Here is an 11,808-nt window from a genome sequence, read left to right as displayed (position 1 = left end):
CCTTAACTGGAGAACTTTTAAATCATTTTTAAATGAATCGTATCATTTATAGTACCATATATAATCTGCAGACATTTGCCCTTTTTTAATCCCCTGAATGATTGCTTTCATGGTTTGCTCATCTGTATGAATTAAACTTGCATTCCCTAAGTCCAATTCATTCACAACACCAGGATTTTTGACTAAATATGCAATAACATTTTGAATGTTCAATCATTGCCCTCCTTTGTCATAAATGCATATAATTGTTCCTTCTTCGTTTTAGGTAAATCAAGTTGTTCCATTCCACGCTTCATTTTTAACAGCATAATCTCTCTCATCGATACCATGTACTGAGTCAAACCAGCTTCAAGTAACTTCTGCTTCAGTTGAAACGGCTTTTGCTCTGATTCATCCAGCTGGTTAGAAAAGAAGGCAAGAAGCTCTTGACTGGCATCGTTAAAACGTCTTTGTAAATAACTGAATGCCAGCGTTTGTTTTTTTTGAAAATCTCCGTTTGTTTTTGAAAATAACGCAAAAAAATCGTTACTGATCTGTTCAGCAACACCATAATATATCGAATAAGATTCCACAGTGGAGCTTATTTTTCCTGTCGCTAAATAAACACCCAGAACGCTAGAAATAGCTGTTAAAGAACCCGATTTTTTCCTTAAAACCTCTACACACTCTTCTTCTGTTCTATGCAAATGACGCAAATCCTCGTGCTGCCCTTCCATTGACATTTTAATGAAATGGAACAGCTTCTCTACTAGTTGAGAATTATTTTCACATATTGATGCGATGAATTGGATACTCACCGTATATAAATACGTAGAAGCATTGATGGCCACTCCTTGGTCGACGTTCATCCAAGGATACGAATCATTGTCCTGATCTTCAATATCATCTAATATATCGGCAGATAAGATAAGAAGTTCAATCCCTGCTGCCAGTTTTGTAATCGCTCGCTTGTCTTGTCCGCCAAATGCCTCATAATGCTGGTAAGCCAATTGACCAAGAGGAAATTCTTTTTTTCTATCTGTAAATTTCAGAAGCAGCTTTTGTAAATCATTCTGCCTGACTGCATGTTGAATAAAATCAGACATATTCTGCTTGATTTTTGTATTATCTAGATAGTTTAGCATACTCGATCTTGTACCTCACCCTCTCGTCTTTTATTTTACTAAAAAGACATGAGCAAATGTCCACTGACATCGCTATTTAACAATTATATAATAATATATCCTTTTTTTGTATGTATTTGGATAAAAAAAAGACTTGATGATTATCAAGTCTTTAAGAAATTTTCACATATTCATATTTGTCGTATTGATCAATGCTTTTGTTAATGTTATGAAGAGAAGCCGTTGTTTCTCTAATTTCGTTTTCAAGTTTCCATAATAATTGTTTAAGTTCTTCGATTTCATACTTTTCCATCGATTCCACTCTCCTTTTTTGGAAGATCAATGTATTTGTGTATGGTGATTGGGTCATAAGTATTTGATCTGTTACTAACAGTGTAAATGTAATTGAGTATTTTTTCACCGAAAAGTATGCACAAAATGTGTGCGTGATACCGCAAAATTCAATAGGTCTTTTTTCATCATTTTCTGACTTTTCAAATCATACTTTTATCTCAATTTCAAAGGAATTGCGTCATTTTTGCGACAGGAATAGGCATCATTCGTCACACTTCTCTCCCGAAAGAACATACGATCCCCTCCGCATCTTCGGTTTTACGTGTTATAGGTCAGACGACAGACGCTATTGTGGACACCGCAACTTTTTGGCGACATTCACCGAAATTGACCGCAAAAGTACCTATTTTTATGTTGGATTTACAAAGATAGAAAGATCATTTTGATTCTTTATTCTGATTTTCTTCATACATTTAGAACAGATATCCGTCCAATTTCACGTCAATGAGAGAAGAGGTGACCATGTGTTTTACTATGTTCCTTATCCTGCTTTGCAGGTTCCCGCAATGAGCCACGCATACCCACCGCGCACGCCAATGACTTTTCCTCCAGTAGATGCCCACTCATTTCAACGCGCCGCAAAGGAATCAGCACGTCTCGTTGCTGATGCTTCACTCATCACGCAGCAAATTTCCAGCTCCCTTCCGTTTGCGCAGCGCATCATGGAGGCTGCTGAGCGCTCTGATTCAACAAGTGTCATCCGAATGCTGAAGCAAATCGGTGTGAAAAGCGGCATCGATATCCGCTTTAGTCCAGAAGGCATTCGGATCTACTTGTCTCTTGCCTCCAGCAGACTTTTTCTTCTTTTACAGTGGGCATGACAAAGAAAAAGCCGCTCTCACGCGAGCGGCTTTTCTTAAGATTCAAACATTTTATGGCACCATTCAATGGCTTCTATATAACAGCCATAAGCTTCCTGTTTCGGGAGATTTCCATCTAACATCTCATCATCCCATTCATTTCGTTCAATACGTTTGGCCACACCTAGCACAAAAGAATAATCATTTTCATAGCCAAGCAGTGCCTCGCCAACTTCATCAGAAAGCGGCAGCTCCTTCACAAGTTCTGTGATATCTGCTCTGACAAGTGTATCAATAAGAGAAAACATACCTGTCAGCATATAAGAGGCTGGGTGCTCTCGTTCAGTACGGTGGGCAATCAGTTCACACGTTTTGGCACGAATGAATGACATTTTGATAATTTCTTTTTGGCTTGAGTTAGCTTGGACATTCAGTTCTTTAAATGAAAGGATAAAGATCCAGCGCCGAATCTCATTAAACCCAAGCAGGATAATTGCCTGCCGGATACTTTTAATTTGATAAAGACGTCTCATGCCGCCTGAATTTAGCATTTTTAATAATTGATATGATAGCGAAAGGTCACTTTCAATAAAATGGGTCACGGTCTGGATATTCGGCTGGTCCTTGCTTAACTCATTTAAAAGCTGATGGTACGCATGGAAGCTGGTCGATAAGGCTCGTCCCGATATCACATGCGGCTCACTAAAGAAATACCCTTGAAACAAGTGGAAGCCCGCTTCTAGCGCTTCTTCATATTCTCTTCTCGTTTCTACTTTTTCAGCTAGAAATCGAAGGCGATACTTTTTATACGTATTCAGAATAGCTCTTCGTTCTTGCGTTGTCGTTTTCAAAAAGTCAATTTTTAAAATATCAATGCAATAGAGGAGTTCCTCAAGCAGCTTGTCACTATAATGTGTTCCGTTTAGGAAGAAATCATCGAGTGCAATCGTATATCCCCATTTTTTTAACTGCTTACATCTCATAATAAGTGCCGGGGTAATCGGTACATTTTCTAATATCTCGATCACAAGCTGATGCGGATCAAAATAGGTGAGCAGATCAGATGAAAGCAAGCTTTCGGTGAAATTAATGTAGCATCGTTTTCCTTCTGTCAGTGTCTCGATGCCGATATTTAGAAAACTGTTGATAATGAGGTCCGTTGTCGCTTGATCACCGTCTTCAGCGCTATATGTATTGGTTTCACTATCTCTATAAAGCAGCTCATATGATACGACTTGTTCTTTTCTGTTAAAAATAGGCTGTCTTGCAACAAACACCCTCAACTGCTCCAATCCTCCTTTATGCCATGACAAACAAGATGTGCTTTCAGTATACCAAATGATTGCGCTTTTCGTTCATTTTCAATCGGTCAAAATAAAAAAAAGAGACCATCCGGCTTGATGATCTCCCTTTCTTCTAATCATTCGCTTTCATAAAGCTCTTTTTTGATTTTATTTTTCACATCATGGATAAACTGCATTTTATTATCCCAGCATTTTTGACTCAAATCGACTGGATATTCTTCTGGTTTGCTGATTCGTTTGTATTCCTCCCAGAAGAGTCCAAGACTGTCCTGCACGTAGGCTTGAATCGTTTGAATATCCGGATTGTCATAGACAAGTTTTCCTTGTTCAAAAATCGGGACGTGTAGATCTTTCGCCACAAAATTCGTCACAAATTTACTAATAAATGTATGCACAGGATGGAACATTTTTAGTTTATCCTCACTATGAACATCTTCCTCTTCAAGTGCAATGTAGTCACCCTCAGAATGATGATTCAATTGATTGATAATGCGGTACACACGTTTACGGCCTGGTGTTGTCACTTTCTCTGGGTTGGATGAAATTTTGATGGTATCATTCATTTTGCCGTTTTCTTCAATGGATACCAGCTTATATACTGCACCGAGGGCTGGCTGATCGAATGCTGTGATGAGTTTTGTCCCAACACCCCACACATCAATTTTGGCGCCCTGTGCCTTTAAATTCATAATGGTGTGTTCATCAAGATCGCTTGATGCAATGATTTTTGCATCATGGAATCCTGCTTCATCCAGCATCGTTCTAGCTTTTTTAGACAAGTATGCAAGGTCTCCGCTATCAAGTCTGACACCAATGAAGTTGATTTTGTCTCCAAATTCTTTCGCTACCTTAATCGCATTCGGAATACCTGATCTGACGGTATCATACGTATCGACTAAAAAGACGCAGTCTGTATGTGTTTCAGCATATTTTTTAAATGCCGTATATTCATCGCGGTATGCTTGTACAAGTGCGTGGGCATGTGTTCCTGATACTGGAATGTTGAAGCGTTTCCCAGCACGAACATTACTTGTCGCCTGAAAACCGCCGATGAGTGCAGCTCTAGCTCCCCACATCGCTGCATCCATTTCATGCGCACGTCTTGTTCCGAATTCTAATGCTGTCTCATCTTCAATGATTCCTTTAATCCGGGCCGCTTTTGTTGCAATCAACGTCTGGAAATTCACGATATTGAGCAATGCCGTTTCGATTAACTGAGCTTCAACAAGCGTTGCTTCGATGCGCATAATCGGTTCATTCGCAAAGACAATTTCCCCTTCTCGCATTGAATGAAGTGTACCTGTAAAGGACAATCCGCTTAAATAGTCAATGAAATCGCTTTTATAACCGAGTTCATCTTTTAAATACGCTAGATCGCTTTCGGTGAAAGAAAAGTCCGATAAATATTCAATCGCTTTCTCTAAGCCAGCAAATACAGCGAAGCCATTGTCAAATGGAAGCTTTCTAAAGAAGAGTTCAAAGACTGCCTTCTTCTCATGTATGCCGTCTCTCCAATACGTTTCTGCCATGTTAATTTGATAAAGATCTGTATGTAGTGATAAACTGTCGTCATTAAACCGATGCTCCAACTTCCATTCTCCTTCCCTTACTTAACCACTTTCGCACCAAGCGACTGCTCAAAGTGAGAAAGTGCCCACTCGTGCCCCGCTTCATTAAAACTCGCCACAGCATTCTGGTGAATCACAAGTTCAAAGCCTTTATTGTACGCATCAACAGCTGTATGAAGTACACAAATATCGGTACATACGCCGGCTAAGTGAAGTTCCGTGATGCCGCGCTCGCGCAGTTTCATTTCTAATTGAGTGCCTGCAAAAGCAGAGTATCTTGTTTTTTCCATATAATAGACATGTTTTAAATGTTTTGACGTGTGAAATAGTGAACTTAGTTGTCCATAAAGTTCAATACCCTCTGTTCCGCGAATATTATGGGGCGGAAATAACTTTGTCTCTGGATGATAAGGGTCCTCTTCTTCATGATGATCGACAGCAAAGACGACAAAGTGGCCTTCATCAATAAATGAAGAAGTGATCTCTGTGATCTTAGACTCAATCGCCTGTCCAGGCTTTCCGCATGTCAGTTTTCCATCGTCTGCAACAAAATCAACTGTATAATCAATACAAATCAACGCTTTGCCCATCCGCATCTCTCCCATATGCTCTTTTGAATCATTATAGCTTATTCATTTCACTAGGGAAACCTATTCAACAGATTCATGAGAAAAAGCTTTTTGAAACAGCTCATCCTCTATATAGATGTGTTCCTGATTAACCGCACCAGGCATCTCTATGACAAGACCAAAAGGAGAGTGTGCTTCGTGATGATTCACCACTTTAAAGGAACATCCAGCAGCATTTGCCATTTTGACATATTGAGAATAAGAAGCATAGGAAAGTTCACCATTTAAAAGAACTGTGGCCTGGCGATTGGCCTTCAATATTTGTTCGACCTCTTGATACGGTTTATTTCTTGATACCTGTCCCTTTGTCAGGGCGAGAAGCGCTCGTTCCCTTAATGAACCAAGAAACATTCTTCGTTCATCTGGTTTTGTTTCAGCATGTCCAAATATCCCTTGCTGCAAATAGAAGTCTACAGATTCTTCTTTCATCGCTGTTTTCACTCCTGGTTTCTAAATTTACATTTCTGTGACCCAGTGAACAATCTTGAGTGCGAGGTCACGGGCTTCGTCTGTTTCTACTCTTTCCATTAAGGATTGTTCAAGCGTATGGATGAGCTGCTCCTTTTCGTCCTCATACGCAATGGAAATACTCCATTCAATGTCAGGTACGGCAACAAGCGTTTTATATTCTTTTTTATTTTCATGTAAATATACATTGTAGGTCTTTGGTTGTCCGCTTGTGATGTGTGCTTTTCTAATTTTCATTTGACTCTGTTCACACCTCTTTTTTCTTCTTACATCCATATCCATTGTACCATAAAAAAAGACAGCTTCTGAAAAGGAATTCCCTTTCAAAGCTGGCTACGCATTAAAGCTCTTTTGCTGGCCGATCAGGTCTATATCCCACACAAACGTAACGTTTGGACTATTAATAAATTGGCCAAAGTCCCCTGCATTATAGGTACCTGAACCACCGGCAGAGTGATCAACACTTTTTGGCGAAATGGCAAAAACATCACCGAAATGTGCAGAACCATTTCCAATCACACGGTCAATATGAATAGGTCCAACAATCGCTGGCATCTTTCCACCACCTTTTCTCCCCACATCATATGCCCAGCTCAAAAATACGTGTATGAAAAATAAAAAAGACAGCTGATCTTTCATCATCAGCTGTCTTTCTATGCGTTAAATGATTGAGGCTGGCCAAACAATGTAAAGTCCCAAAGCATCGTGGCATTCGGATCACTTGTAAGCGACATATAATCACCTGAATTAAATGCTCCCGCACCGCCAGTAGAGTGGTCTACAGCCAAAGGGGCAATGGCCAGGACATCACCGAAAGTAGCTGCACCGTTTCCTCCTAGCGACTCGATATGAATAGGTCCAACGATTGCAGGCATCAGAATCTCCCCCTATCTGCTTATCTCAATCATCTTATGCAAAAAGGGAAAAGGTGTGCATCTGTCCTAGACGTTTAAATGCTGTTCCTTACGAGACCGCTGACGCAGCTGAACCAATCTGACAATATTCAAGGTGATGGCTTTGAGCAGTGCATAGACAGGAACCGCAAAGATCATGCCAACGATTCCGCCAAAGCTTCCTGCCCCAATTAATAGCAGGATAATGGTCAAAGGATGGGTGTTGAGGCGTTTTCCAATAATCAATGGAGAAATGACATTTCCATCAACTTGCTGAACGACAAGAATGACAATGACTGTCACCACCGCTTTTCCAGGCGAATCAAGAAACGCAATAAGCACAGCTGGTGCCGCGCCAAGATATGGCCCTAGGTACGGAATCACATTTGTGACCGCAATGATAATGCCGAGAATGAGCGCATATTTCACACCAATTAATAAGTACCCGATAAAACAAGCCACTCCAACAAATAAACAGACAACAATCTGCCCTTGTATGTAAGCCGCAAGTGTATCGTTTAATTCTTTAAAGATTTTCAATCCTTCCTTACGGTAAGGCATTGGCAAAAATTGAACGAGCTTGTCCGGAAACTTATGTCCGTCTTTCAACATATAAAACAAAATGAACGGAACGGTGATCACAGCTAAGGCAATATTGGCAATCACGCCAAACACCGCAGACATGCTTGAAGCAATGTTTTCCGGCAAATCTTTTAATGTCGAAACAATTGACTGTTCAAACTTCGAGACGGAGACATAATCTTGGTTCATCATCCAAGTAAAAGTTTTAGAATGCGAGAAGTCGTTCATAAATTTCTGCATGTCCGTCACATAACCTGGGAAGCTTTTGACAAGTCCACCTACCTGCGTGACAATAATCGGTCCCGCAGCATTCACAATGAACGTGATGAGCCCGATGAACAAGAGATAAATGATCAGGATAGCAAGTGTCCTAGGAATTTTCTTGGACAAAAATCGAACAATTGGATTAAAGATGAAAAAGAGAATTCCAGCCAGCAAGATAGGAACAAACAAGGTTGATGCAAATAAAATAATCGGCTGAAATAAAAACGAAACCTTTGTAGATACATAAACAATGAGTAAAACAAGTAATATTTGGAATGTCCAAAAATGAACTTTAGATTTTAGCAAAGATGCTCCTCCTGTTACGTATTGATCTTATTAAAAAACTACTATTCAACCCACCTTCTGTCAACTGCTTCTTGTTTTAGAACCTTATTTTTTGTAAAAAAAAGAACAATTGGTATATCATGCACTTTTTCCAGATATACATTCTATAAGCATGAAAAAAGCAGACACCTATGCGTCTGCTTGTTACACTCTTTCACTGTGATCAGGCATCACCGATACAATTTGCTGGATCCGCACATATAAAACTGACTTTGCCCCCGCCTCAATGACAATATGATCCGGCATGACTTCCTTCAATTTTCCACGCACCGTATCTTTCACTGTTTGAACAATTAATCTCATACCAATCACTTTCTGCAATGTTTGATAAACATATGGATCAACTAATGAAACAAGCTGCGGACTTCCTTGTTGTGCCATCCTACCTGCCCCTTTACTTGTGTATTTACCCACAGCGTATGCAATGACCCATGTGAATGTCACTCATGGCAAACCCACAACCCAAATACCATATTTTTACATTTTATATTTTTTTACATCTTTTGGAAGTATAATAGATTGGTGCTGCCAACAACTTAAATCATTTGAAGAGGTGAATGTTCTTGAAAAAACTCATCTGTATCGCTGCTGTCATGCTCTTTTTTTCCTTTGCAAGTTATGCGTATGCAGGAACAATTGGAGATGAACCTGGGACACCAGGGAAGTGGTTTAAAGGAGAAGAGCCGGTTCAAAAAGACGAGTCAAAACCGCCACTTGTTTTTGTACACGGCATTAACAGCTCCTCCTCCACATGGTTCGACCGAAACGATATGGCAAAGCAAGCTGTTCTGAACGGATACGAAAGCGCATTCATAGATTTGTATCCAGATCAGGATACGAAAAAGAATGGCAAACTATTAGCAGAAAAACTAAAAGAAATCTATGATGTGTTCGGTCGAAAACTGATTGTGATTGGTCATAGTAAAGGCGGGGTGGATACACAGTCCGCACTCGTGTATCACAATGCCCATCCATATGTGGAAAAGGTCATCACACTCGGCTCCCCTCATTATGGGACGCCGCTGGCAGATTTAGCGTATAGCAAGGGCGGAAGCTGGCTCGCGGAAATTCTTGGACAAAAAAGCGACGCGCTCTATTCTTTGCAAACGGGGCTCATGGCGGCTTTTCGAAGTGAAACCGACAAGCTGGAGAAGTTTCCTCATAAATACGTCACGTATTCGGGATCGGAATGGGGAACATTTGGCGGGGTGCTGTATTTAGGCGGCATGTATTTAAAGAGTTTTGGTGCAAATGATGGTGCCGTCACAGTAAGCAGCACAAGACTATCATATGCAAACAATATTTTAACAGGGAAATGGGATCACAACTCAATTAAAAACGGCTCAAGCATGTTCCCTGTGTTTCAGCATCAGCTGCTGGCAAATGTCGCAAGCGCTGAAAAAGAAAATATAGAGAGCCCGAACTCTACTGAACTGAATACAGATGTTTATGTGAAAGGCGGAGAAAGTGAAAAGGATAAAACAGAAGCGTTTTATGTAGAGGAAGGAACGAATGGCTTATCGATTCAGTGGTTAAATGAAAGGCAGGAGGCGCGGCCGGAAATCATCGCCCCAAATGGAGACGTCTTAACAAATCTGAAGACATCGGAAGCATCTTTCCCATATGAAGGCGCATTTTCGCACCATGTGCAAATCAATAAACCCGTTCCTGGAAAATGGACGATTCGATCAAATTCAGGAAAAATGGCTCCTTATTTGCTGCTCGTATCCTTTGATTCACCATTAAATGAAGAAATCAAAGCAGAGGCAGCGAAATCAGGGGATGATGCATCGACCCATTCAAGCGGTCTGATTAAACGATTAAGCAAGAAAGTAGAAACCTTTTACTTTAAGGATGCCCAAAAAGATCATCCACTCAAAACAACTGATTCATCAGCTGTTCAATTGAAAAAAGAAGGTGCTTATTCTGTCACGGTTCATTACACCGGACTCACTGCATCAGGTACATCAGCATTTAACCGTACCGTTATTCGCACATTGTATGTCGATCAGCATGGAAATATTCATGGAGACATTCCTTACTAAACAGAGCGTTTCATGGGCTGAAGTGCCTGCTGCACTTTTTGATCCAATTCCGTGATTTTTTTCATTGCAAGTGATTCGTCTATTTGTCTGTAATGGTGATGTCCGCCAGGCTCTTCATCCATTTCATCTGCTTTCTTGACGATTTGCTGGAGTGTGTCCTTATGAAGGTCGCCCTCTGGCAAATATGAATCTGTATGAAGCAGAATCGCAAGCGCAATATCTTTGGCTGCCTTTGGTTCCTCACCGAGGCGTATGAGCAGTTTGTGAGCCCGCTCTGCGCCTTTAATGGCATGAATATCATTCCGTCTATATGTCTCGTAATCCCATTCTCCGCCAGCTGTATACCATTCATAGTGGCCGATGTCATGCAAGAGGGCTGCTTTCACAGCGAGATCTGGATTAATTCCAGCCTGCACCGCCAGTTTGAATGCGTGATAAGCACAAGCAATCGCATGGGCTTTTCCTGACCGATTTAAATATTTTTGAGCGACTGGATGGGTGTAAACATCCATTAATGTAACCTTTCTCATGGAAACCCCTCCTTATCTATATTTTTAGCATCCTAACATATTCTGAAAAGAAACTCAAATGTTCTGTTATATTTTCTATGAGTCTCTAGTATAGCTTATGTTAAATGAGCTGTTTTTGCTTGTACAATACGAAAAAAGCAGTCGTTATGACTGCTTTTTCACATACTCACGTGCATCGTAGACACATCCGCCAGCTGGATCATCCGCTAAAAGATCGAGCAAAATACCTGCGACTTCATCTGGGCTCTTCAGCGTGCCTGTTTCATATAATTGCTGAAAACGGTCTATCTGTTCAAAGTCTTGTTTTGATGACTTCCGAATTTCCCCCTGCATATCTGTATCGATCGTGCCGGGTGAAAAGGAAAACGTGTTGATCGGATGCGCCTCGTCCTGCTGTTCCTCATGAAAAGTCCTCATAAACATATCGAGCCCTGCCTTTGAACTGCAATACGCACTCCAGCCTTTGTACGGGTTTTTCGCCGCTCCAGAAGAAAGATGAACGATCGTTTTCTTTCCGTTATATGATTGAGTCTGCTTGGCAAACACATGGCTCAGCAAAACAGGAATGACAAGATTCAACGTATAATGCTGATGAAGTGTATCCTGTCCGCCTTGTCCAACGCGCTTGATAGGTGTGACCATTCCTGCATTATTGACGAATAAGATGTCATCAGCATTTGCCAGATTTTGCGGCGTGAGACTATTTTGAAGCCATTTGGCTGCTGCCGTTTCATCGGTCAGGTCAACCTGAGTATGTGTGAGCTTCGGATGGGATATCGGCGATGCACTTCTTGCTGCTGTGTACACATGATCTCCGCGTGAAAGCAGCCTGTTCACAAGTGCTAGGCCAAAACCTTTTGATCCGCCTGTAACGATTGAAATTCGAATGACAATCTCCTCCCTTGATAACACTATTTTACGTA

Annotated in this window: 16 protein-coding genes; 2 read left to right on the top strand and 14 right to left on the bottom strand. The window is 40.9% G+C overall.

Going from position 1 to position 11,808, the window contains the following annotated elements; translation table 11 throughout:
- Positions 1-42: 42 nt before the first annotated feature.
- The 3 genes from comX to degQ form a co-directional block, all read right to left on the bottom strand.
- Entirely contained in the window at positions 43-213 is a 171-nt protein-coding gene (gene comX / locus ACLGGR_RS09310; protein WP_142945088.1) for a competence pheromone ComX, read from the bottom strand.
- Positions 210-1,124, bottom strand: coding sequence for a polyprenyl synthetase family protein (locus ACLGGR_RS09305; protein ID WP_323649151.1), 915 nt, complete (start codon positions 1,122-1,124; stop codon positions 210-212). The genes comX and ACLGGR_RS09305 overlap by 4 nt, the downstream gene beginning before the upstream one ends.
- Positions 1,125-1,275: 151 nt before the next feature.
- Complete coding sequence (gene degQ / locus ACLGGR_RS09300; protein ID WP_003213123.1) at positions 1,276-1,416, bottom strand: degradation enzyme regulation protein DegQ; 141 nt, start codon at positions 1,414-1,416, stop codon at positions 1,276-1,278.
- A 505-nt stretch (positions 1,417-1,921) separates the two neighbouring features.
- Here degQ and ACLGGR_RS09295 point away from each other — a divergent pair.
- The gene (locus tag ACLGGR_RS09295; RefSeq protein ID WP_410972943.1) at positions 1,922-2,278 is read left to right on the top strand and encodes a YuzC family spore coat inner layer protein; all 357 of its coding nucleotides are present in this window, start codon (positions 1,922-1,924) and stop codon (positions 2,276-2,278) included.
- Between the two features lie 35 nt (positions 2,279-2,313).
- Here ACLGGR_RS09295 and ACLGGR_RS09290 read toward each other — a convergent pair whose 3' ends face one another.
- The 9 genes from ACLGGR_RS09290 to ACLGGR_RS09250 form a co-directional block, all read right to left on the bottom strand.
- Entirely contained in the window at positions 2,314-3,540 is a 1,227-nt protein-coding gene (locus ACLGGR_RS09290) for an EAL and HDOD domain-containing protein (protein ID WP_048237328.1), read from the bottom strand.
- A gap of 137 nt (positions 3,541-3,677) precedes the next feature.
- The gene (locus ACLGGR_RS09285) at positions 3,678-5,150 is read right to left on the bottom strand and encodes a nicotinate phosphoribosyltransferase (protein WP_142945091.1); all 1,473 of its coding nucleotides are present in this window, start codon (positions 5,148-5,150) and stop codon (positions 3,678-3,680) included.
- A 17-nt stretch (positions 5,151-5,167) separates the two neighbouring features.
- Entirely contained in the window at positions 5,168-5,719 is a 552-nt protein-coding gene (locus ACLGGR_RS09280) for a cysteine hydrolase family protein (RefSeq protein WP_024425949.1), read from the bottom strand.
- A 60-nt stretch (positions 5,720-5,779) separates the two neighbouring features.
- On the bottom strand, positions 5,780-6,187 hold the full coding sequence (locus ACLGGR_RS09275; RefSeq protein WP_142945092.1) for a YueI family protein: 408 nt from the start codon (positions 6,185-6,187) through the stop codon (positions 5,780-5,782).
- Between the two features lie 27 nt (positions 6,188-6,214).
- The gene (locus ACLGGR_RS09270; protein WP_024423330.1) at positions 6,215-6,463 is read right to left on the bottom strand and encodes a YueH family protein; all 249 of its coding nucleotides are present in this window, start codon (positions 6,461-6,463) and stop codon (positions 6,215-6,217) included.
- A gap of 96 nt (positions 6,464-6,559) precedes the next feature.
- Positions 6,560-6,781, bottom strand: coding sequence for a spore germination protein (locus tag ACLGGR_RS09265; RefSeq protein ID WP_098677646.1), 222 nt, complete (start codon positions 6,779-6,781; stop codon positions 6,560-6,562).
- 98 nt (positions 6,782-6,879) lie between these two features.
- Positions 6,880-7,101 carry a spore germination protein gene (locus ACLGGR_RS09260; protein ID WP_003213446.1) on the bottom strand — a complete coding sequence of 74 codons (222 nt, stop codon included), beginning with the start codon at positions 7,099-7,101 and terminating at the stop codon, positions 6,880-6,882.
- A 66-nt stretch (positions 7,102-7,167) separates the two neighbouring features.
- A complete protein-coding gene (locus tag ACLGGR_RS09255; protein ID WP_410972942.1) occupies positions 7,168-8,271 on the bottom strand; it encodes an AI-2E family transporter in 1,104 nt (367 codons plus the stop codon).
- A 183-nt stretch (positions 8,272-8,454) separates the two neighbouring features.
- The gene (locus ACLGGR_RS09250; protein ID WP_142945095.1) at positions 8,455-8,691 is read right to left on the bottom strand and encodes a YuzF family protein; all 237 of its coding nucleotides are present in this window, start codon (positions 8,689-8,691) and stop codon (positions 8,455-8,457) included.
- 176 nt (positions 8,692-8,867) lie between these two features.
- Here ACLGGR_RS09250 and ACLGGR_RS09245 point away from each other — a divergent pair, with 176 nt between their 5' ends.
- On the top strand, positions 8,868-10,355 hold the full coding sequence (locus tag ACLGGR_RS09245; RefSeq protein WP_410972941.1) for an esterase/lipase family protein: 1,488 nt from the start codon (positions 8,868-8,870) through the stop codon (positions 10,353-10,355).
- Here the strand turns inward: ACLGGR_RS09245 and ACLGGR_RS09240 are convergent.
- Entirely contained in the window at positions 10,352-10,885 is a 534-nt protein-coding gene (locus ACLGGR_RS09240) for an HD domain-containing protein (RefSeq protein WP_024423336.1), read from the bottom strand. The two genes, ACLGGR_RS09245 and ACLGGR_RS09240, sit on opposite strands and share 4 nt — an antisense overlap.
- 144 nt (positions 10,886-11,029) lie before the next feature.
- Entirely contained in the window at positions 11,030-11,773 is a 744-nt protein-coding gene (locus ACLGGR_RS09235) for a (S)-benzoin forming benzil reductase (RefSeq protein ID WP_410972993.1), read from the bottom strand.
- Positions 11,774-11,808: the final 35 nt, after the last annotated feature.

This window comes from Bacillus sp. BD48 (assembly GCF_046566805.1).
GTDB classification, from domain to species: domain Bacteria; phylum Bacillota; class Bacilli; order Bacillales; family Bacillaceae; genus Bacillus; species Bacillus safensis.
The sequence above is the reverse complement of the archived record's forward strand: the minus strand, read 5'-3'. Positions and strand labels throughout refer to the sequence as shown.